The sequence below is a fragment of the Thalassospira lucentensis MCCC 1A00383 = DSM 14000 genome, from assembly GCF_000421265.1.
GTDB lineage: Bacteria > Pseudomonadota > Alphaproteobacteria > Rhodospirillales > Thalassospiraceae > Thalassospira > Thalassospira lucentensis.
The window spans coordinates 431656-454172 of the sequence record NZ_ATWN01000003.1 but is presented as its reverse complement, the minus strand read 5'-3'; the positions used below and the strand labels follow the sequence as shown (position 1 = coordinate 454172).

At 53.0% G+C, this 22517-nt stretch carries 21 protein-coding genes; 11 read left to right on the top strand and 10 right to left on the bottom strand.

The features are described 5' to 3' along the window. Positions 1-53 precede the first annotated feature (53 nt). The gene (locus K355_RS0108855) at positions 54-2246 is read right to left on the bottom strand and encodes a malate synthase G (RefSeq protein WP_022731772.1); all 2193 of its coding nucleotides are present in this window, start codon (positions 2244-2246) and stop codon (positions 54-56) included. Between the two features lie 392 nt (positions 2247-2638). Then, positions 2639-4033: an MFS transporter gene (locus tag K355_RS23580; RefSeq protein ID WP_022731770.1), complete on the bottom strand. Its 1395-nt coding sequence runs from the start codon at positions 4031-4033 to the stop codon at positions 2639-2641. A gap of 444 nt (positions 4034-4477) precedes the next feature. Between K355_RS23580 and K355_RS0108835 the strand changes: the two genes are divergently transcribed. Continuing rightward, entirely contained in the window at positions 4478-5440 is a 963-nt protein-coding gene (locus K355_RS0108835; protein WP_022731768.1) for a TAXI family TRAP transporter solute-binding subunit, read from the top strand. 75 nt (positions 5441-5515) lie between these two features. Then, positions 5516-7282, top strand: a complete 1767-nt coding sequence (locus K355_RS0108830) for a TRAP transporter permease (RefSeq protein ID WP_022731767.1) — start codon at positions 5516-5518, stop codon at positions 7280-7282. 82 nt (positions 7283-7364) lie between these two features. Here K355_RS0108830 and K355_RS0108825 read toward each other — a convergent pair whose 3' ends face one another. Next, entirely contained in the window at positions 7365-7550 is a 186-nt protein-coding gene (locus tag K355_RS0108825) for a PLDc N-terminal domain-containing protein (RefSeq protein ID WP_022731766.1), read from the bottom strand. Between the two features lie 145 nt (positions 7551-7695). Next, positions 7696-8880 (bottom strand): BaiN/RdsA family NAD(P)/FAD-dependent oxidoreductase, encoded by a 1185-nt coding sequence (locus K355_RS0108820; RefSeq protein WP_022731765.1) that lies wholly within the window; start codon positions 8878-8880, stop codon positions 7696-7698. A gap of 210 nt (positions 8881-9090) precedes the next feature. Between K355_RS0108820 and K355_RS0108815 the strand changes: the two genes are divergently transcribed. Continuing rightward, on the top strand, positions 9091-10053 hold the full coding sequence (locus K355_RS0108815; protein WP_022731764.1) for a TPR end-of-group domain-containing protein: 963 nt from the start codon (positions 9091-9093) through the stop codon (positions 10051-10053). Positions 10054-10149: 96 nt separating this feature from the next. Here the strand turns inward: K355_RS0108815 and K355_RS0108810 are convergent, their stop codons facing one another. Then, positions 10150-10827, bottom strand: coding sequence for a D-lyxose/D-mannose family sugar isomerase (locus K355_RS0108810; RefSeq protein ID WP_022731763.1), 678 nt, complete (start codon positions 10825-10827; stop codon positions 10150-10152). Between the two features lie 253 nt (positions 10828-11080). Here K355_RS0108810 and K355_RS0108805 point away from each other — a divergent pair, with 253 nt between their 5' ends. From K355_RS0108805 to K355_RS0108795, 3 genes are all read left to right on the top strand, one after another. Continuing rightward, positions 11081-11815: an SIMPL domain-containing protein gene (locus K355_RS0108805; protein WP_022731762.1), complete on the top strand. Its 735-nt coding sequence runs from the start codon at positions 11081-11083 to the stop codon at positions 11813-11815. A gap of 108 nt (positions 11816-11923) precedes the next feature. Beyond that, positions 11924-12616: an rRNA large subunit pseudouridine synthase E gene (locus K355_RS23575; RefSeq protein WP_081649491.1), complete on the top strand. Its 693-nt coding sequence runs from the start codon at positions 11924-11926 to the stop codon at positions 12614-12616. Between the two features lie 6 nt (positions 12617-12622). Beyond that, positions 12623-13510: a 23S rRNA (adenine(2030)-N(6))-methyltransferase RlmJ gene (locus tag K355_RS0108795; protein ID WP_022731760.1), complete on the top strand. Its 888-nt coding sequence runs from the start codon at positions 12623-12625 to the stop codon at positions 13508-13510. Between the two features lie 93 nt (positions 13511-13603). Here the strand turns inward: K355_RS0108795 and K355_RS0108790 are convergent, their stop codons facing one another. Both K355_RS0108790 and K355_RS0108785 read right to left on the bottom strand, forming a co-directional pair. Continuing rightward, positions 13604-14308, bottom strand: coding sequence for a ChrR family anti-sigma-E factor (locus tag K355_RS0108790; RefSeq protein ID WP_022731759.1), 705 nt, complete (start codon positions 14306-14308; stop codon positions 13604-13606). Continuing rightward, positions 14305-14895, bottom strand: a complete 591-nt coding sequence (locus tag K355_RS0108785; protein WP_022731758.1) for a sigma-70 family RNA polymerase sigma factor — start codon at positions 14893-14895, stop codon at positions 14305-14307. The genes K355_RS0108790 and K355_RS0108785 overlap by 4 nt, the downstream gene beginning before the upstream one ends. 214 nt (positions 14896-15109) lie before the next feature. Here K355_RS0108785 and K355_RS0108780 point away from each other — a divergent pair, with 214 nt between their 5' ends. From K355_RS0108780 to K355_RS0108760, 5 genes are read left to right on the top strand one after another with little or no spacing between them, the layout of a single operon-like run. Next, positions 15110-16453, top strand: a complete 1344-nt coding sequence (locus tag K355_RS0108780) for an NAD(P)/FAD-dependent oxidoreductase (protein ID WP_022731757.1) — start codon at positions 15110-15112, stop codon at positions 16451-16453. Next, complete coding sequence (locus tag K355_RS0108775; protein WP_022731756.1) at positions 16450-17295, top strand: DUF1365 domain-containing protein; 846 nt, start codon at positions 16450-16452, stop codon at positions 17293-17295. Before K355_RS0108780 ends, K355_RS0108775 begins: the two co-directional genes overlap by 4 nt. A gap of 6 nt (positions 17296-17301) precedes the next feature. Continuing rightward, on the top strand, positions 17302-18579 hold the full coding sequence (locus tag K355_RS23570; RefSeq protein WP_022731755.1) for an SAM-dependent methyltransferase: 1278 nt from the start codon (positions 17302-17304) through the stop codon (positions 18577-18579). Beyond that, positions 18566-19900, top strand: coding sequence for an MFS transporter (locus K355_RS0108765; RefSeq protein WP_022731754.1), 1335 nt, complete (start codon positions 18566-18568; stop codon positions 19898-19900). The genes K355_RS23570 and K355_RS0108765 overlap by 14 nt, the downstream gene beginning before the upstream one ends. A gap of 33 nt (positions 19901-19933) precedes the next feature. Then, complete coding sequence (locus K355_RS0108760) at positions 19934-20482, top strand: DUF3833 domain-containing protein (RefSeq protein WP_022731753.1); 549 nt, start codon at positions 19934-19936, stop codon at positions 20480-20482. Here K355_RS0108760 and K355_RS0108755 read toward each other — a convergent pair. The 3 genes from K355_RS0108755 to K355_RS0108745 are packed head-to-tail and all read right to left on the bottom strand — an operon-like array spanning position 20445 to position 22455. Further along, positions 20445-20891: a nuclear transport factor 2 family protein gene (locus K355_RS0108755; RefSeq protein WP_022731752.1), complete on the bottom strand. Its 447-nt coding sequence runs from the start codon at positions 20889-20891 to the stop codon at positions 20445-20447. The genes K355_RS0108760 and K355_RS0108755 overlap by 38 nt on opposite strands. After that, the gene (locus K355_RS0108750; RefSeq protein ID WP_022731751.1) at positions 20888-21655 is read right to left on the bottom strand and encodes an SDR family NAD(P)-dependent oxidoreductase; all 768 of its coding nucleotides are present in this window, start codon (positions 21653-21655) and stop codon (positions 20888-20890) included. Before K355_RS0108750 ends, K355_RS0108755 begins: the two co-directional genes overlap by 4 nt. Continuing rightward, positions 21652-22455, bottom strand: coding sequence for a DUF6134 family protein (locus tag K355_RS0108745; protein WP_022731750.1), 804 nt, complete (start codon positions 22453-22455; stop codon positions 21652-21654). Before K355_RS0108745 ends, K355_RS0108750 begins: the two co-directional genes overlap by 4 nt. Between the last annotated feature and the right edge of the window lie 62 nt (positions 22456-22517).

The window sequence follows — 22517 nt, the reverse complement described above, 5'->3', positions numbered from 1 at the left end:
CCGCCCAACGATGTGGGCGGCTTTTGTTTTGGGATCGATTGTAAAGGCGGTGTTTACGCGCCGTATTTCGCTTTGGCCTCGCGCCGACGGGCATGAAGAACCGGCTCGGTGTAGCCATTTGGCTGTTCGCGGCCTTTGAATACCAGATCACATGCTGCAGTAAAGGCAACGCTGTCATCAAAGTTCGGTGCCATGTTGCGATAGGTCGGATCCCCGGCGTTCTGCTTGTCAACGACCGCAGCCATACGTTTGAGGGTTTCCATGACCTGTTCTTTGGTGCACAGCTCATGATGCATCCAGTTGGCGATATGCTGGCTCGAAATACGCAAGGTGGCCCGGTCTTCCATCAGGCCAACATCATTGATGTCAGGCACTTTGGAGCAGCCAACACCACTGTCGATCCAACGAACGACATAGCCCAGAATGCCTTGCGCGTTGTTATCAAGCTCTTCCTGAATTTCGCTTGGCATTGGTTTGATATCGCCAAGACGCGGGATCGCCAAGATATCATCAAGATTGGCCCGTTCACGTTTGCCAATTTCATCCTGCACCGCACGAACATCAACCTGATGATAGTGAATGGCGTGCAGGGTGGCAGCGGTCGGTGAAGGAACCCATGCGCATTTTGCACCGGCATTGGGATGGCCAATTTTGGCGTCCATCATTTCGGCCATACGATCAGGTTTGGCCCACATGCCTTTACCGATCTGCGCAACGCCTTTCATGCCGCACTGAAGACCAACATCCACGTTCCAGTTTTCATACGCCGCGATCCAGTATTGATCTTTCATCGCATCCTTACGCACCATCGGACCAGCTTCCATGCTGGTGTGGATTTCATCACCGGTTCGATCAAGGAAACCGGTATTGATGAAGACAACACGGTCTTTGGCAGCCCGGATGCACTCCTTAAGGTTTACCGTTGTGCGGCGTTCCTCATCCATGATGCCGACCTTAAGCGTGTGTTCGGGCACATCAATCGCATTTTCGACAAAGGCAAACAGGTCGCTGGTCAAGGCGACTTCCTCTGGGCCGTGCATTTTCGGTTTCACGATATAGACACTGCCATGGCGTGAATTGGCCAATTCGTTCTTGCCTTCAACGTCGTGCTTGGCAATCAGCCCCGTGATCATGGCATCAAGGAAGCCTTCGGGCACTTCGTTGCCGTCGGCATCAAGAACCGCATCTGACGTCATTAGATGGCCTACATTACGCACCAGCATCAAACTACGGCCCGGCAGAACGACTTCGTGGCCGTCAACACCCTTATAGGTCCGGTCCGGGTTGAGGCGACGGGTTACCGTCTTGCCACCCTTTTCGAACTTTTCCTCCAGTGTACCCATCATCAGGCCAAGCCAGTTACGGTAGGCAAGGGTCTTGTCTTCCGCATCAACGGCGGCGACTGAATCTTCGCAATCTTGAATGGTCGTGACGGCCGACTCCATGATTACGTCAGAGACACCCGCAGCATGTTCTTTGCCAATCGGGTGGGTCGGATCAATGCAGATTTCGATATGCAGGCTGTGCTTGCGCAGCAGAATTTCCGAAAGTGCGCCGTTCTTTTCGTTGTAGCCAATGAACTGGGATGGCTGAGCAAGCGCGCTTTCACTGCCATCAGACAGGGTCACCACCAGTGTCCACCAGCCCGATCCATCATCGCGTACTTCATACTTTGTAACGTCAGCATGATGGCCGGTTGCAAGTGGGGCGGCTTCATCAAGGAAGTTCGCCGCATAGGCCACCACAGCTGCCCCACGCTTTGGGTTAAAGCCCTTGGTCTTTTCTTTGCCATCGGCATCATCTATGACATCCGTGCCATACAGAGCGTCATAAAGGCTGCCCCAACGGGCATTGGCCGCATTAAGCGCATACCGTGCATTCATCACGGGCACCACAAGCTGCGGCCCGGCAACACGGGCGATTTCCGGGTCAACATTCGTGGTGCTGATGTAAAAATCATCGCCTTCCGGCAGAAGATAGCCGATGTCGATCAAAAAGTTCTTATAGGCAACCGGATCGCGTGCCTGATCCTGACGTGACACATGCCATTCGTCGATCTTGGCCTGCAGCTCATCACGCTTTGCCAAAAGTGCTTTGTTGCGTGGCCCGAGTTCAGTGACGAGTTTTTCAAACGACGCCCAGAACTGATCAGAACTGATCCCCGTTCCCGGAATGACTTCGTTGGCAATCAGATCATGCAAAACCGATGCGATCTGAAGGCCACCTTTTTGGATGCGTTGGGTCATGTTTACTCTCACCAGACTTGGAACCGTCACGGGAACCGGCATGAAAATCCTGAACCCCGCGATAACGTTTGAGACAACATATGGTCTCAAACCGCAGTGGGTCCACAGCAGGTTTTATTATTTTGGGATGTTTTCCGCATTATGGAATGCTGTCCATAAGATGCGGCAGTGGCGAAAGAACGTTGATTTTCCTGACATTGGCCCAAAAAGGCCGACGTGTTCTCGGGCAAAAAGCAGGGGCACGGCCTGTGGCGCGCCATGATCGAACGGCAGCCGGGCACGTATTAAACATGCCATTACATATGGTTGTGTGAACACCAAATAGCGGTGATGCCCCAATTATAATTCAGGTTGCATCCCGATTTGGGAATGCAGCCTGATAAATCTCGTTCTTATTTCGCTTCTGGTTTCGCGCTTTCGTCATCCTCATCGACTGCGACATGCCCATAGTCGTCGGGATGTGCTGTGCCATCCGGCGTCAAAAGGTCGCTGACCTCATCGGTCTCTTGCGAAGAGTCTTTTGTGGAGCCGTCCGCGCTTTCGTCGGGAACTTCATCGGTAATCGATGACAGCTCAAACGCCATAGGGGTTGTGCGCGGAACCGCCACGAACTGACCTTGCTCCTCGAGAGAGATGCGACGACCAAACCCAGCACGATAAATGGCGAATCCGGCAACCAGAATCCCGATCACGGAAAACAGGAATGGCAGTGCCCAGGGGCCAAAGTACCCGATTGCGCTCGACCCTAGCAATGGACCCGCTGCGGCGGAGCCACCGTAAATAATCAAAAGGCCGCCCGATGCAGGCACGATGTCTTCGGGTTCGAGGTAATCATTCACATAGGCCACAGCCAATCCATAGATCGGCATGATGAAGACCCCGGTGATCCCGCCCCAAAGTGTCAGATTGTCTTTGATCACGTCGGGGATGACAAGCGGGATCAGCCCGCAAACAGCAAGACCAAGTAAGACAACAATCATCACGTATTGGCGCGGCACAATGTCAGAAAGCTTGCCGATCGGGAACTGCATGACCATGCCGCCCAGAATGACAAAAAACATGAAATAGGCGACGTTTTGCGTGCTTAAACCAAGTTCGGCGGCAAAGACCGGCCCAACACCGTAAATCGCCCCAGACAAAACCCCGGCGCCGGATGCGGCGACAAACCCCAGCGGTGAAATCTTGTAAAGACGACGAAACGTCATGCGTTCGCCACTAACCGCAGAAGGCGGTGGCTGACGGGTCAAAGCAAGTGGAACAAGCGACAGCGACAGCAAGACCGACGCAACGGTAAATAGCTCAAAGCTGCTGATTGGCGACATGTTCAGCAGCAACTGGCCAATTGCCAAGCCACCGAGTGACACCGTCATATAAATCGCAATTGTGCTGCCGCGTGACGTGTTGTCGGACTGCGCATTCAACCAGCTTTCCACCACCAGATAGAGGCCGGAAAGACAAAGACCGGTCATGGCGCGAAACAGTGACCATGTGAGCGGATCAACATACACAGCATGGAGCAATGTGATCGCCGAACCGGCGGATGCAAGGGCGGCAAAGGTCCGGATGTGACCCACGCGGTTCACAAGGCTGGCACCCCAGACAATCCCGGCGACAAAGCCGATATAGTAGGATGCCATGATGATACCAGTATAAACCGGAGAGAATCCTTCTGCCGAGGCGCGTAGCGCCAACAGGGATGATTGCAAAGATGACCCGCTGTTAAGCGCAAAGGCGGCAAACAACGTCGCAGACAATGCAATAATCAGGGCAACCGGCGAACGCGGCATGGAATCCTCAACTGAATTCTGGTGATGCAGGAACTACCCTGCGGCAAGGTTGGGAAAGCTGTCAATCATTACAACGTACTGAGCTAAAACGATTTACAGCCGTTCCCGAGATTAACGCTGCTTTGTGCGTTATGTTCCCGTGGGAATGCTTGTGTCCCTTTAAGCGTGAAGCCTGGCCGCGAATAGCGTCGGTTTTGCACAACTGCCATGTGAAAACTGACCCGTTTGGCGTAAGGTTTACATCTCTGACAGGCTGCGAAATCGCATAAGCAGCTTGACCTTCATGTACTTCATGCTTTCTATGGCCGTGAATTTGGGTCATTTTTGCCAAAACGCTCCTGAAACGGGGCTGTATTTTGCACTTATTGCCACCAACGAAAGGTTCGCTGCCAAGTTCGGCATTCAAAGCCGACAAGCGGACTGCTCATACAAGGGGAGGAAGCCTTGAACATTCTGCGTACACTTGGCGTAATTACCGCCGGTATCATGGCACTGTCTGCGGCGTCTGCCGTACAGGCCGAAACCCGTGTCACCCTGAAATCAGCCAAAGCTGCGTCATCCTATTACCAGATGGCCGCACAGCTTTCCGAAGCGATGAAAACCGGCACCAATGGTGACGTGATTATTACGGTTGAAGAAAGCCAGGGTTCGGTTCAGAACGTCATGGAAGCCATGGTCCGTTCGGGCAACTATGTGTTTACCTCCCCACCCGGTTTGGTCGGACTGGCACAAAACAGCAAAGGCCCGTTTGAAGGGCGCCCGACGGAAAAATTCGAAGCCGTTCGTGCCCTGTTCCCGATCCCGTCCCTGACCATGCATTTTGTAATGCGCAGTGATTCCGGTGCGACGGACTTCGCTGGTCTTGAAGGCAAAACCATCCTTCTGGGCAAAGGGTCCTTCGGCGCGAAAGAAGGTGAAAAATACCTCGATCTGTTTGGTCTTGGCGGTAAGGTTGAGCTGGCCGATGCCGAACTTTCCAACGCGGTTGCCGCACTTAAAAACGGTCAGATTGATGGTTTCGTTACCGCGGGCTCCTGGCCTGCGCCGAACGTGATCGAAGCAGCGGCCGGAACCGACGTCAATGTCCTGTCACTTTCCGATGAGCAACTTGCGCTGACCAAACGCGACAAAACGGTTATTCCAGCTGGCACCTATAGCGGTCAGGACGAAGACATCACAACCGCTTCGCTGTCGGTTGTTGCCTTTGCAACGACCGAGATGGAAGACGAAACCGCCTATCAGTTGACCAAGACATTCTGGGAGCAAAAAGCCAAAATGGGTGAAAGCTCATCGTGGTGGAATGGTGTTGCCCCTGACATGCTGGGCAATATCGCGGGCAAAATTCATCCCGGTGCATTGCGTTATTATGCCGAGGCCGGTTTCCCGGTCCGCGATGATCAGCGCTAACACCTGATTACCCATAAAACATAACAGGCCCGGCGTACCTGCCGGGCCCTTCTTTATCCAACAAACTGAATAAACATGTCGGCCATTTCTCGCCCCATCTGGATTATGCTTGGTGCAATTTCGATTGCATTTCACCTTTGGTTGATTTTTTCCGGCCTCGTCCCCAATCTTGTCAGCCGTCCGATCCATATGGCGCTTGCTTTGCCATGGGCACTGATCTTTGTTGCCAAAACACGGGCGCAAAATATATCAGGCGTGATCCTGACTGTGATTGGCCTGATCGGGTGTGGCTGGATTGTTTTGAATCATGGCAGTCTTGCTGATCAGTATGGTTTCCTGATGGGCAATACCCAGATCGCCATTGCCGTCGCCCTTTTGGGGATTGTTCTGGAAATGGCACGCCGCGCCATTGGCTGGCCGTTGCCGATGGTTGCGGGCATTGCATTGCTTTACGCGCTGTTTGGCGAATATGTTCCGGGCGAATTTGGCCATGCGGGGCTTCCGGTTGAAAGCATGCTGGGCACATTGACCATTGCCGAAGGCGGTCTTTGGGGCAGCCTGACCGGTGTATCGGTCAGCATTGTTGCGATTTTTGTGATTTTCGGTGCGGTCCTAAATGCTGGCGAAGCCGGGCAGGGATTCATAAATGTTGCCGGTGCGGCGGCGGGCCGTCTTAAGGGCGGTGCGGCAAAAGTATCGGTTATTTCATCTGCTCTGTTTGGCTCCATTTCGGGATCGGCATCGGCCAACGTGGCGTCAACTGGTGCGATTACTTTGCCCGCCATGACGCGGCTTGGGTATCCCAAACGCCTTGCGGCCGCGGTTGAGGCAGTGGCGTCTTCTGGCGGGCAGATCATGCCACCTTTGATGGGGGCAGGTGCCTTTGTCATGGTTGAACTCACCGGGCGACCCTATGTCGATATCATGGTTGCCGCGACCTTGCCGGCATTCCTCTATTTCCTTGCGGTATGGGTCGGGATTAACGCCTTTGCCATGCGGTTTGATCTTCCCGGTGTGCCAAAGGAAGACCGACCAACCATGCGCGCGGTTATCATCACGTCGTGCTTTTTCCTCGTCCCCTTCACCATTCTGCTTTGGGGTATGTTTGGTGGGGGCTACACGCCGCAATATTCGGCCTGTCTGGCCCTTGTTGTCGGGGCGGTATTGCTGTTCTTGGATGGAAATCTGTCGTTTGATCTGGCGCGCACGAAGGACCGTTTCACCGATGTCTGTCTTAATGCGGGGCGTCAGGTGGCGATGATCGGCTCGATCATTCTATGTGCATCGATTGTGATTGGTGTGCTTGGGCTAACCGGACTTGGGGTGAAAATCACATCGCTGCTTTTGTCGGGCTCTGGCGGGATGCTCTGGCCAGCTTTGCTTCTGACCGCATTGGCCTGTTTGATTTTGGGCATGGAAGTGCCAACAACAGCGGCCTATGTGATCTGCGTTTCGGTTGCCGGTCCTGCCTTGATCGAGCTTGGCCTTGATCCTTTGCAGGCACATCTGTTTGTTTTCTGGTTCGCACTTTTGTCGACCATCACACCACCGGTTTGTGGTGCGGTTTTCATTGCTGCGGGCATGGTCGAAGAAAACTGGCTCAAGGTTGCGGGCACTGCAATGGCGTTGGGTATTGGGCTGTATATCGTGCCGTTGGCGATGGTGGCCAATGCATCCCTGATTGATCTTGGGTCAGACCCCGTATGGGCGATTGCAGCAGGACTGAAGGTGGCTGTTGGTTTGACCGCGATATCGTATGGACTGATATCACCACGGCCATTGATTGTGCGGATTGGGCTTGCGCTGTCTGGTGCGATTGCGATTTTCGCGGCAGGTATTTGAGAATGCACAAAGCCCGACAGTTTACTGTCGGGCTTTGTCGTTTTAGATGCTGGTTTTAAATTCCAGCTGAAATCTTGCGGGCTTAGGCGCGCCCGCTACGCGGACCGGCAAACAGCCAGATGATCAGGCCCAGGACCGGCAGAACAAGAACAAGTACAATCCAAAGAACTTTCGACCCGGTGCTCGCACCACTGCCCAAAATATTAATGACCGCCCAGATATCGGCGATCAAAATGATTAAACCAAGTATTCCACCATATTCAAACATGTCCAAACCTCATTAATTTGTTGCTGCGGCTATTTGATACCGCGCTTGATCATGAAACGGCCAAGGACTCTATTTGTTCCCGCACGAGGAAACACACGCATTATATATGCGCCTAATGGTTGGGGTGTGTAAACGAATTTCGACCTCAGGCAACCTGCCCGGCAGACCAGCCAGACGACCAGGCCCACTGGAAATTAAATCCGCCAAGATGCCCTGTCACATCAACAACTTCACCGATGAAATACAGGCCAGGCACACTGCGGCATTCCATGGTTTTCGATGACAGTTCGTTGGTATCTACCCCACCAATCGTCACCTCGGCGGTGCGGTATCCTTCGGTGCCATTTGGCATGACAGCCCACTGATTGACATCCATTGCCAGCTTGCGAAGCGCCTTGTCACCGGTTTCGCCAATCGGACGTTCAAGGTCATGACGCGCTGTTATCATTTGCGCCAAACGGTTGGGCAAAATACGCGACAGCACCGTGTGAACGGCCTGTTTCGGGGTTTCACTTTTGGCCGATTTCAAAAGATCAAACGCGTCTTCTTCGGGATTGAGGTTCACTACAATCCCGTCGCCTTCATCGCAATAAGATGAAATCTGTAAAATGGATGGACCTGAAAGGCCGCGATGGGTGAACAGCAACCCTTCGCGGAATTGCTTTTTATTGCATTGAACCACCGCATCAACCGAAATGCCCGATAACTGACCCATTTGCGCGCGCAACTCAGGATCAAACGTCAGCGGCACCAAAGCCGCCCGGGTCGGGATGATGTTTAATCCGAACTGACGTGCAATTTGATACCCAAATCCTGTTGCCCCGATTTTCGGGATTGAAAGCCCGCCACATGCCACCACAAGCGATGCACAAGTCCATTGCGCGCCCGTGCGTGTTGTTACGTCAAACCCGCCATCGTCGCGGCGGATAATGTTGGAAATTTCCGTGTTCAGGCGAATAGTGACATCTGCGGCGTCACATTCATCAAGCAACATATCGATGATCTGAAACGAACTTTCATCACAGAACAACTGGCCCAACGTTTTTTCATGCCAGCTGATTTCATGATGGTTCACCATTTCGATGAAATCATGCTGGGTATAGCGTTTCAGGGCGGATACACAGAACCGCTTGTTCTGCGACAGGAAGTTTTCCGGGCTTGTATGGATGTTGGTGAAATTGCACCGTCCCCCGCCGGAAATACGGATTTTCTCGGCGGGTTTGTCGGAATGATCGACCACCACAACAGACCGGCCGCGCTTGCCAGCTTCGATGGCACACATCAGGCCCGCAGCACCCGCACCGACTACAAGAACATCAATATTTTTCACGCAGAACCGACCCGTTTGAATTTTTAAATACCGAACCGCTTATACGGATAAACGTACCCGTTGTCAGTGCGCATACATGCAAGGCTGCAATCATGCTGCAACATAGTTTGGTTGTTTGACTACACCTGTTTGCATTTTTGAAACGCTTTCTATGGGATTCTAAGCGTTACGCGGGTAACGTGACCAAATCATAAAAAGAGGAACACGGGGATGGTGACACTGTCTTTACGGCGGGCAACTTTTGTTGCATCACTTTTGATATTGGCAGGCATTTTCGCCGTACAGCCGGGGTTTGCCCAAACGGCGGAGCCTGAAACCCGTGAGGATGCCAAGTCGGGGGATGCATTCGATGCGGTGCCAGATGTCGATTTCAGCCCGGTGGATGCCAAAGAACGCACCAACATGCCGCCATTGATGGAACGCTATGTTCTTGATGAACTGAAAAGCCTGCGTACTGAAATGCAGGGCATGCGCGCGGAATTGATGCGCGAAGTCGTCAACCGGCAGCTTGAAGCCATCGACAAGGCGATTTCCTATTCATCCAATACCGTGACGTATTTCTTTTATTTCGTGGCTGCTGTCGGTGCGCTTCTGACCATGCTGGGCTGGCAGTCGCTTCGCGAGTTGAAATCAAGCGTGCGCAATCTTGCCAATACGGAATTGCAGCGTTTGTCTGAAGAATTCGAACGACGCCTGACCTCGCTTGAGGATGAGTTGCGTTTGAAATCCAAGGTGATCAACGAGCATCAGCACGAAATCGAACGCACACAGGAAATCCATGCACTGTGGCTGCAAGCCAATCAGGTCACGAACCCGCGTTCAAAAATCGAAACTTATGACAAGATCCTTGAACTGGCACCGGGCGATCCGGAAGTCATGGCCTATAAGGCAGATGCCGCCCTTCAACTTGGTGATCGCGACTGGGCACTGAGCCTGTGCAATCGGTTGCTGGCCGAAGAACCCGGAAGTGCCAATGGCCACTATCAACGGGCCTGCGCAAATGCCGGACTTGGTTTCCGCGAAGCCGCACTTGCCGATTTGCAGCGTGCGATCGAACTTTCTGAATCCATGCGTCAACCGGCCTGGACAGAAGAAGAATTCGAACCCCTGCGTGACATGCCGGAGTTTAACGAAATTCTTGGCGACAAAAATGACCTGCCGCCTGCTGAATAAACAGCAGTGTGGCACGGCCATCGGACCGACTGAAAACGCAAAAGCCCCGCAAAGAAAAATTGCGGGGCTTTTGTTTGCTTGCTCTATGAGGCGGTCTTACTGCGCAGGCAGTTCATTCCAAAGTGGGTGGATTGGTGCGACGTCTTCTTCGATCTTGGTAAAGCGCGCATCACAATCAAAGAAATAGTTATCGGCAAGATCATCATTAACCTGCGAAACTTCGCCGACAATAACCGGGCCTTTGCCAACTTCGCCGTAAAAGCGATGCACAAGGGTCCGCGGCAGGGTCACGCTTTGCCCCGGTTCCAGAACAACCTTGCCACCTGCAGGCAGGATGTTGAGCTTACCATCGGTGCGCACCTGTACGTCATTTACCCGGTCCATCTGACCATCTTCGGTCAGGTTGCAAAGCTCAATCACAAGGTTGCCGCCGCCGCGCACAATGATGTCTTCCATTTTGACCTTATGGTAATGCCATGGGCATTCCTGATCCTCACCGACAATCATGATTTTTTCGGCATAGGGTACTTCGCCGGGTTGACGCAGGATGCCATTGCGCAGGCAAAACAGGATCAAACCGCGCTTGGCAAAATTGCCTTCGCCATAATCCGTCACGTCCCAGCCCATCTGATGCCCGCGGCACCATTTTGCCAGATCGGGTTCTGCGGCCCACTGGTCCGGGCTGTAATGGCCCCAAACAGGAAGTTTAAAGGAAATGGACGCGTAAAGTTCTTTTGCATGCTCGATGCAGGCGTTGATTTCCGAACGCAGCATGGGGACCTCTTGTGACGTGTGATTCTGACGGGGCAGTATATCCTACCCCTGACGGTATGCGGCGCTTTTATCATGGGCAATCAAAGAATGCGATAGTTTTTGAATGCATTCAAATTCTGCTTTTATGATGAATTTCCGGCGAATACACTGCCTCTCTGTTGCCGCTTTTTATGTTGATAGATCATAATTAAAGGTATGATTTGCGCAGATATAATACATTTCGGTGCGCATTTGATTGGGAAGAGGCAAAGTTATGGTTCAGTCGTCTGGTTTGGTCAAGGTCGTCGCCGCCGTGATCGTTGGTGTGGCAATTGCCGGGGCGGGGTGGTTTGTTGGTAACGGTATCGCAAACATGCGATCGCTTGATCGCTATGTCACTGTTAAGGGATTGGCGGAACAGGATGTACAGGCCGACCGGGCGGTCTGGCCAATCACCTTTGTTGCAACCGATGATGTGCTTCAGACAGCGCAGGCGAAAATTGAGGCCGATACCAAAACGCTGATCGATTTTCTGGCAAGCCACGGCATTTCAAAGGAAATGACCGAACTGCAAAACCTTCAGGTTACCGATCAGCTCGCCCAGTCATATCGTTCTGGCCCGATTGAAAGCCGCTATATCGTCAATCAAACCATTCAGGTCCGGACTGAGGATGTGAAGGCGGTTGTTGCCGCATCTCAGGATATCGGCAAACTGCTTCAGGGCGGGATCGTTCTGGGTGGGCAGGGCTATAACCCCGGCCCAAGTTACATGTTTACCGGGCTTAATGACGTCAAACCCGAAATGATTGCCGCCGCGACCGCCAACGCCCGCGAAGCCGCCGCGCAGTTTGCCGCCGACTCTGGTGGTCAGTTGGGCGGGATTCGCCGCGCAACACAGGGACTGTTTCAGATTTTGGCAGCCGACGGCGCACCCAACATGAACGAAGCCAGCCAGATCAATAAAACCGTTCGAGTTGTGACCACGATGGAATATCTGATCCGCGACTGATGTTTGCGAGTTTCGCGGTGGGCTGAAACGTGATCCTTTGCCGACAAATTGGCATTTGGCACGTGGGGATGTGTTGACAGCCGCCGCAAAGCTGGTTTTATGCGCGCCATGGCGCAGCTGATCCTTTTTAACAAGCCGTATGGTGTTCTGACCCAGTTTACCGACCGTGAAAACGGCCGATCGACATTGGCTGACTATATCAAACAGCCCGGTGTCTATGCCGCCGGCCGCCTTGATCGTGACAGCGAAGGTTTGTTGTTGCTGACGGACAATGGGCCGCTCAATGCGCAGATTGCCCACCCCAAATACAAAAAACCGAAAACCTATCTGGTGCAGGTCGATGGTGAACCGACAGATGCGGCCCTTGATGCGCTGCGCGACGGGGTTGAGCTTAAAGACGGCATGACACTTCCGGCAAAGGTGCGCCGGATTGATGAACCGGCAAATCTTTGGGAACGCGATCCACCGGTGCGCTATCGCAAAGAAATCCCGACAAGCTGGATTGAGCTGACCATTGCAGAAGGTCGTAATCGGCAAGTGCGCCGCATGACCGCAGCGGTTGGTTTTCCAACCTTGCGCCTGATCAGGCATGCAATTGGGGACTGGACGCTTGAAGGCATTGCGCCGGGCGAACATCGCGTGATCGAGGTTGATGCACCGCCGGCAACCCATCGCCGCCTGTCCCCCGGATCGGCCAAGCCGCCGCGCAAACATCAATCGGGTGGCAAGGCGGATGCCGTGCTAAACAAATCCAAATCCCAGAAACCCGGTCGCCACCGGTCACGTCCGAAGAAAGGATAAGCCGCGATGCTGAGTTATCTGCATGGCTATCACGCCGGAAATTTTGCCGATTTGCACAAGCATGCGGCCCTTTGGTTGATCTTGACGCATCTGCGCAAAAAGAAAAAACCGTTCTGCGTGATTGATACCCATGCCGGTTCGGGATGGTATGACCTTGGCAGCGACCAGGCGGCCAAAACCGGCGAGTGGCATGGTGGTATTGGTGCCGCACAGACGGGCAAAAACGCGCCTGAAATTCTGCAAGACTACATGGATCATGTGAGCCGCTTTGATCCGATTGCCCACGGGCGCGAGTATGGCGTGCGGGACACGGATGAATATGCCGGTCCGTTCTATCCGGGATCACCGTTTATTGTGCGCGAAATGCTGCGTGATGAAGACGAACTGGTTCTGATGGAACTCCATCCGCGTGAAAACGAAACCCTGTATCACCGGGTGAAACGCGATCCGCGCATTCATCTGCATAAACGCGATGGATACGAAGGACTGGTTGCCATGATGCCGCCCGCGATCCGGCGTGGTTTGGTTCTGATGGATCCGAGTTACGACGTAAAACAGGATTATCAACGGGCGGCCAATTCCCTGCAAAACGCATGGGATAAATGGCCGACGGGCACCTTTATGCTGTGGTACCCGATCCTTGAAGACGGCTTTGATGCAGACCTTCGCAAATCGATTGGGGCGATCAAATCGCAAGGCGGTGTTTTATGCGCCGAACTGGCCGCCGACCATGGCGGGGCCAAAGGACGCATGCGCGGGGCCGGACTTTTGGTGATCAATCCGCCGTGGCAGTTCGATCAGGATATTGACGTCATCGGAAGCTGGCTGGCAAAAACATGCAAGCTGCCAGGACCGGGGCATCACACAACAAGCTGGCTGGTGCCCGCGGAATAAAATCGCAAACATGCTTTAAAACAAAAGCTCCGCTGGCAAGTTTGCCAACGGGGCTTTCTGCGTTGGGACGCAGTTGGATTTGGTAATCGTGCCTTAAATGCCAAAGAAAGGTTGCAGCAGCTTTGGCAAAAATCCGCTGAATTTCATCGGGGCATCGGTGGCAATCAGGCAAATGCACTCTTCGGCAGTATCGGCAATCGGTTGATGATCAACATCATCATCCAGATCGGCCACATCACCCGCCCGGAACCGCCCGATATCATCGATATAGGACCCTTTAAGCAGCAAGGTCATTTCATGACCGTGGTGACCATGGTCGGGGATCGAAACGCCGGGTGCGATTTTCATCAGGCGTACCGTGCCTTTGCTCTCGACCGATTTCAGCTGAAAATGCTTAACGCCCGGTGCAAGCGTCTTCCACGGCACATCTTCAAGTGACAGCACGTTGTCAGGCAAAAACTTGACCAATGGTGTGGGGATGGACGGCATGGCACTGCCGGTGATGCTTTCCCCAACGGCAATCCTGCGCGTCATTGGTAATTCTTGCACTGCCGGGTTTTCATTGGCGGTTTCACGTTCGAGCATTGCCATCACGTGATCAAGCGAATGATCGGCCATTTCCATGCGGGTCACATTTTCAAGAACAGCCCCACCCATGGTTTCAAATTCGGCAACTTTGTCGCGGCAGTGCGGGCACACGGTCATGTGCGTTGCCACAAGAAGTTCCATCGCCTGCGACATCGTGCCACTGGCGTAATCCATCAAGGTTTGGTCTGTTGGATGATGTTTAATATTCATGCGAGATCTTCCAGTCCGCCACGCATCTTGCCAAGTGCCAACCGCAATCGGGATTTTACCGTTCCGAGCGGGATATCAAGGCGTTCAGCAATTTCGCTGTGCGAGCAATCTTCAAAAAACGACAATTCAACAACGATCTTTTGGTCGGTTGGTAATTCTTCCATTGCAGCTTTGACAAGGACCGCGTGCTCATCTCGGCTGACAACTTCGTCTGCCAGCGGGTCCGTATCAACAATCAATGCCGTGTCAGAATCATCAACCTCGATATGTTTGCGTTGCCGGAACCTGTCAATGCGAAGGTTCCTGGCGATTGTGAAGATCCATGTACTTGCGGCGGCCTTTGAGGGATCAAACAGGTGTGCTTTGCGCCAAACCTGCATCATTGCTTCCTGTGCCAGTTCTTCAGCGGTTTCGGAATTGCCACCAAACCGGAACATGTACGCTTTCACCCGTGGGGCAAAATGCGCGAACAGACACGCAAATGCCTCCCGGTCACGTATCGCCGCAACGGAAACGATCCAATCGGCACATTTCTTTGCCTCGGCCGGGTCGGCCGGACCGGGGCGTTTGGTAACGGTGCCGCTCATTCTGGTTTCAGGTCCCCCTTGGGGCCGCGCCAAGATCATGTTCATCATGCAAAATCTTACGGCGGCCGCGAACTATCGGATCACTGCGAATTATACGTTTTTTGCCAGTCACTTACAAACTTGGTTGAGGCAAATGAACAAGTGATCCAGAACTTGGTGTCTTGCGTATTTATATGTAGTTTTAATCATAACACTGCAAGCGGGCCAAACGCATATGAACAACGTCACGTCGGGGAAACTAAATATAGCGGTTGTCGGGTCGGGTATATCCGGGCTTTCCGCCGCGTGGCTGTTAAGCCAGTCCCATAATGTGACGTTATATGAAAAGGATGACCGCCCCGGCGGCCATTCCAACACTGTTGATGCCGGGGATACGCCGGTTGATACCGGTTTTATTGTTTATAACACCCGTTGCTACCCCAATCTTTGCGCATTGTTTGACTATCTTGATGTGAAAACGACCGAAACCGATATGTCGTTTGCCGCCTCCATGGAGAATGGTGGTCTTGAATATGGCGGGGCAGATTTGACCGCGCTATTTGCGCAAAAACGCAATATTTTGCGCCCGCGTTTTTGGAAAATGGTGCGTGACATTTTACGGTTTTACCGTGAAGCCCCGGCCGCACTTGAGGATGGCACCGCAGAAACAACCAGTCTTGGCGATTATCTGCGTGACAATAAGTACTCGCAGTCCTTCATCAACGATCACCTTTTGCCCATGGGGGCCGCGATCTGGTCAACACCGGTTGATACCATGATGGCCTATCCTCTGGCGGCTTTCGTGCGATTTTGTCAAAATCACGGGCTTCTGCAAATCAAGGACCGCCCGCAATGGCGCACGGTTGTTGGTGGATCGCGTGAATATGTAAAACGCATGACCGCGGGTATTTCCGGCGGTGTTGTTCTTGATCGTGCGATTGCAAAGGTCGGGCGCACCGCATCGGGCGGGGCATATGTCGAAGACCGATACGGCAAACGTGATGAATATGACCACGTTGTTCTGGCCTGCCACGGCGATCAGGCGCTGGCACTGCAAGATGTCCCGGACCCAAGGGTGCGTGGGTTGCTGTCGGCCTTCAAGTACGAACGTAATCTGGCGATCCTGCATGACGATGAAAGCCTGATGCCAAAAAATCACAAGGTTTGGTCAAGCTGGAATTATCTGGCTGAAGAACAGGATGGTGAACAAAAAGTCTGCGTGACCTATTGGATGAACCGTTTACAGCACCTTGATGACGCCAAACCGCTTTTCGTCACACTGAACCCGGCCCAGCATCCGCGTGACGGAAGTGTCATCCGGTCCTTCCTGTATGATCATCCGTTGTTTGATGCCGGTGCGATGGCCGCCCAGAAAGACCTGTGGTCGATACAGGGGGTGGATAACATCTGGTATTGCGGCAGTTACTTTGGCTATGGCTTCCATGAAGATGGCCTTCAGTCGGGCCTTGCGGTTGCCGAGGCCCTTGGTAACGTACGCCGCCCCTGGACGGTCGAAAATGAAAGCGGGCGCATTCACGTTGCCGAACGTGCCGCTGTGCATGGCAGCGAGGCCGCATGACACAAAAATTTGCCTCTGCCTTATATGAGGGTGTCGTCACCCATCACCGCCTGCGCCCCAAAAAGCATAAATTGCGGTATCGGGTGTTTTCCTTCCTGCTTGATCTTGATGAAATCGACGATATCGCGGCGCGACTTCGATTGTTCAGCCGCAATCGGTTCAACCTGTTTTCATTTCACGATAGCGATCATGGCAGCATCAAAGGCGGCGGCACAGCAGCAGGCGCAAAAACCGATTTGCGCACCCGGCTTGAGACGGTTTTAACCGCCAATGATCTGGGTGACTGCACGCACAAGATCGAGTTGCTGTGTTATCCGCGATTGCTGGGGTTCGTGTTTAATCCGCTGTCTGTTTACTTTTGTCACCGGTCTGATGGATCGGTGGGGGCGGTGATCTATGAAGTGTCAAACACCTTTGGTGATCGCCATAGCTATCTGATCCCGGTCGGGGAAAAAGATATCGATAAAAACGGTGTGCTTCGTCAGTCCTGTGCCAAGGGATTTTATGTATCGCCCTTTATCGATATGGAGGCCGATTATCATTTCCGCATTCGTATGCCGGGCGACAATGTTGCCCTTGGCATTCGCGAAACCGATGCCAAGGGTGCGTTTCTAAATGCGGTGTTTGCGGGTGATCGAAATGAATTGTCTGACCGTAAACTATTAGGAGCGTTCATCCGTTATCCGCTGATGACATTAAAAGTTGTCGCGGGAATCCATTGGGAGGCCCTCCTTCTGTGGCGCAAAGGGATGACATTCCACAAACGACCAGCCCCACCATCACATCCGGTGACATACGTGCTGGCAACTGGGACGAAGGCGGCCCAAGCAGGAAAGAGATAACAAGAAATGCCCAACCGCAATCGTACTGCTTCTGTTTTTGGTAATCCCCTGCGTGATCGTCTCGTCCCGATGCTTGGCAGCATGACCGGCAGTCGCAGTATTTTGAAATCGATGCTACGCCATGTTCTTGCGCATCTGCATTACGGTCGACTGACGACCATTTTGCCAGATGGCGGAAGTCTGCATTTTACCGGCGAACAGGAAACCGACCTTCAGGCCGTTATTCAGGTCCACCGTTGGGATGCTCTGCGCCGGTTGGCAACGGGGGGTGACGTTGCCTTTGCCGAAGCTTACATGGATGGTGGCTGGAGCAGCCCGGACATTACCCGTCTGATGCGTGTTGCGATGCTCAATGAGGCCATCGTTCAGGCCCGGCTCGCGGGTGGTTTCTTGTCGCGCACGATTGCCCGCCTAGGCCATTTACGCAATAGCAACACGCTTGAAGGCTCAAAACGCAACATTTCCTATCACTACGATCTGGGTAACCGGTTTTACGAGGCGTGGCTTGATCCGGGCATGACCTATTCATCAGGCTATTACACGAAATCCGACGTGACGCTTGAAGCATCCCAGGATGCGAAATACGAACGTATTTGCGATTTGGCGCGTCTTCAACCGGGTGAAACGGTACTTGAGGTTGGCTGTGGCTGGGGTGGGTTTGCCGAACTGGCAGCGGCGAAATATCGCTGCAATGTGACCGGTTTGACCTTATCGAACGAACAGCATGGCTATGCCCGCCGCCGTCTTTTGATGCAGGGTCTTAATGACCGCACCGACATTGTCCTGCGCGATTACCGTGAACAGGACGGAAAATTCGACAAAATTGTTTCGATTGAGATGTTCGAGGCCGTTGGCGAAGAACACTGGCCAAACTATTTCGACATGATCCGAAAACGACTGCGCCCCGGCGGCAAGGCAGTTTTGCAGATCATCACAATTGATGATGACCGGTTTGAAACCTACCGCAAGGGGGCTGATTTCATTCAGCGCTATATCTTCCCGGGCGGCATGTTGCCGTCCCCGACCGCACTGGTCAAAGCGGTGAATGATGCTGGCCTGTATTTGCAACATTCTGAATTCTTTGGCCAGTCCTATGCCCGCACCTTGGCTGAATGGCATCGCCGTTTCCAACACGCATGGCAGGACATCTCCAAACAGGGGTTTGACGAGCGGTTTAAACGCATGTGGGAATATTACCTCGCCTATTGCGAAACCGGGTTCGAGCAGGGTTCGATCAACGTTGGTTTGTTTGTGATTGAGCACCCCAACAATGTCCCATCCTGATACCAGCAAACTTTCATCGGTTTTATATGCACTTCCGGCGATGGCGGCAGCCGTGCCGACAATTCCGGCTTACGTGTTGTTGCCAAGCTACTATGGCGACGATCTTGGCATTGGGCTTGGCATCACGGGTGCTGTTTTATTGTTGGTGCGCATTATCGACATGATGACAGATCCGCTGGCGGGGTGGCTTTCGGACCGTAGTGGCCAACGCAAAATATGGGTCGGCATCGGTGCGGTGGTTGCGGGCATCGGGCTTTGGTTCCTGTTTACACCGCCGCCAAGCCCGAGTGCGGGTTACTTGTTCTTATGGGCCAGTATCCTGTTTCTTGGCTGGACCTTGTTTCAGGTGCCCTATCTTGCGTGGGGGGCAGATCTTTCCGGTGATTATAAAAAACGGACCTCAATAACCGCCATGCGCGAAGGGGCGGGATTGCTGGGCATTGTCCTTGCGGGCGGAATACCCGTTGTGATGACCCATTCCAGTCGGGCGGGTGAAATTGAAACGCTTGCCATCGTGACAATCATTCTTGGGGCGATCTTTATTGCCCTTATGATCTGGCGGGTTCCTGACCGTGTTGCGCAGCATAGAACATCTGATGGCGGCAATCCTGACAGCCTTCAGGCTACAGTGCGCCTTGGTATCAGAAGCCTGCGTCAGAACGGTTTGTTCGTACGTCTTTTGTCTGCATGGATGATCAATGGTCTGGCGGCCGGGTTGCCTGCGGTCTGCTTCCCGCTTTTTGTGCGCTACTACCTCAAACTTGATCAGGAAACCGAAAACCTTCTGATCCTGCTTTATTTTGCTGCCGCCATCTTTGCCATTCCGCTGTGGGTGGCCTTGGCCGCCCGGATGGGGAAACACCGCATCTGGTGTGCCGCAATGGTGCTTGCGATCGTGGCGTTTATGTTTGTCCCTATGCTTGATGCCGGGGATGCGATTGGCTTTGCCGTGATTTGTATTTTTACCGGGGCGGCATTGGGGGCAGATCTCGCCTTGCCGCCCGCCATTCAGGCCGACGTTGATGACTGGGATCGCTTCCGGTTTGGTAAGCGCCGCACGGCCCTTTTGTTTGCACTTTGGAACATGACCAACAAGCTTGCCATGGCGTTGGCTGCGGGCATTGCCCTGCCCATTCTGGGGGCGTTTGGTTTGACCGAGGGGCGTTCTGATAATTCTTTGGCATTGATTGTTCTAGTGCTGATCTATGCGGTGATCCCTATCGTATTGAAAGCAGGAGCAATCGGGATGATGTGGGGTTTTCCGTTGGACGCATCACATCAGGTTGCCATTCGTCGGCGCCTGTTACGCCGCAACGTTTGATCTTGGGTCTTTAAAAACAACAGGAGCAAGCTGATGCTGCGAAATTCTATGGTGCTGTTCTTTATCGTGGTGCTAACCGGATGTGGGTCGATGAAACCGCAGGATTTTGCGCAAAAACAACCCCGCTTCGATGTGTTCGACTATTTCGAAGGCGAAAGCCGGGCCTGGGGGATTTTTGAGGATCGGTTTGGGAAATTGCGCCGTCAATTTACCGTCGACATCACCGGGACCATCGAAAACGATGTTCTGACACTCGACGAGCGGTTTCTCTATGACGACGGCGAAAAAGACCAGCGCGTCTGGACCATTCGCAAAACAGGCGATCATTCCTATCAGGGTCAGGCGGACGACATTATTGGCGATGCCATCGGCAGTCAGTATGGCAATGCGCTTAACTGGTCATACGACATGGATTTAAAAGTAGGTGACGGGTCGTGGCGGGTGAGTTTTGATGACTGGATGTTTTTGCAACCCGACGGCGTTCTGGTCAACCGTGCTCGGGTGAAAAAGTGGGGGTTTGAGATTGGCGAAGTGACGCTGTTCTTTACAAAGCCGCAACCCGCCGTGCAAGCCGCCGAATAAACCAACCTAGTACCGGGATTTTGGCATAGAAGTTTTGCGAGGCATCCCAATGATCGACATGCGATGTTAGTAAGCTTTTGTCTTCATTGAATGTTAGCGCTGTCATCCCGGTGATATCCCACTGACCAATCACCCGCATTCTTGCGCTAAATGTCCAGCGCAGAAAAGCCATATCACCGTCAAAGGCCGTGTGTGTGACGTCAAATTTTGGGTTTTCGGTTTCGCTAAAGGTTTTGGCCAAATAGGCACAAACCTTGTCGGGGCCGCGCACGGTTGTAAACGGATCTGTGAACGCGAAGTCGGCCGTGACCATGCTTGATAACTGATCGACAGTGTCAGGCGACAGGTTTTCATAATAAGCACTATAGGCCGCGACCAAGTGGCGTTGACGGTCGGTTGTGTCGGTCATTTTTTCACCATTTTGCGCATCAGTTTGAAATAGATCCGATAGGGCAAAATACGCGCAAGTTTTAACTGACGCACAAAAGCCGGTGGAAAAGCGATTTCAAAATCATTGCTTTCACAGAGCTCACGATACATGAAATCGGCAGCCTGCTGCGGTGTTTGTAAATGGGGCATGTCGAAATCATTCTTTTCGGTCAGGCGCGTTTTGACAAAACCCGGATTGACCAGACGCAATAAAACGCCACTTCCTTCCAGCTCGGCATGTAGTGTTTCACACAAATTGATCAATGCCGCCTTGGTCGGGCCATAGGCCCCGGCATTTGGCAGCCCGCGATATCCGGCAACAGATGCCATAACCGCGATCTCGCCCGATTTGCGGGCACGCATTTTGGCCAATAACGGCTCCAGACAATTCACGATGCCCATATAGTTGGTTTCAACGTGATCCTTGATGGTTGCAGCACTAAATGCGCCAACCGCCATTGGTGAATAGATACCCGCTGCCAGAACGACCAGGTCAGGCAGACCAAACTCATCTTCGATTGCCTCCACGGCCGCCTTGACTGCATCGACATCGGTGATGTCTAGCGGCACGGCTTTCATGTCGGGTTTGTCGTCTGCCAGTTTTTGCAAGGAGTCTGCATTTCGCGCCGAAATGATGACTTTTTGGTCGGCATCTGTTGGGCAATTCTGGAATTTTTCCGCTAAGGTCGCGCCAATGCCGGCAGATGCGCCGACAATCCAGATGGTTTTGAAGCTTTTTATCATCCCCGATCCTTTTGTCCGGTTCTGGTCATACAATTCATGCAGCGATAGATGATGGTCGATCCATCATTTGCCTCAAACTGCAACCCGACCCAGCGACCGTCCTGATCGTACCATGCGTTGGTGATGAGATCGCCGCTATAGGTGAAATGCGTTGCCATGAGTGTCCCGCTGGTCGTGCGCAGTTGTTCGCGGTCTTTGGCCTGAATTGTCACATCGTTGGCATTGCCGGTCAGCGTGTTGAGAACAGATGTGCTGTTTAAAACACCACAGTTCCAGTGGTCTGTTGGGAAAACCCCGGCGGGAAGATCCTTTTCACCGTCAGGGCCGGTTACCAGCAACTGTCCGTTGTCTTGTTTCGCGTTGATTGTTGTCTGTTCGCCATCATCGTCAACCTTGACCGAAAGTGCTGCAAGTTTGCCATCCTGCCACAGGCTTTCAGATCGGTAGCGGAAACTGTATGCGTTAAAGCCAAGGAAGGAGATATCGATGTTACTTTGGGCGACGACCTGAATGCCGTCGGTGAAGCGATGGAATTGGACGATGTGACTGCCGACCGGGGCATCATTACGCCGGATCTGAAACCGCAGTTCATTGCCGTACCGCTCAATCGGGTCAAAGTTCCGACAGGTCTGTGGACTGTCAAATGCAGACGTCAGTGCTGAGATTTCCGCAACCTTCCCTGTTGCATTTGGCCCGGCAATGTCATCAGCACGGGCATTGGCGCTGATCAGCAGCCCGGTCAGGAGACTGATCGTGGCAACAGTCAAAGAGGCAGGCAAAGTTTTTCGGATCGCAATCATGGCGTTTCCCGACAAATGTTAGTGTCACACGGTATTGGTGATCTCTTCTTGTTACGCACATC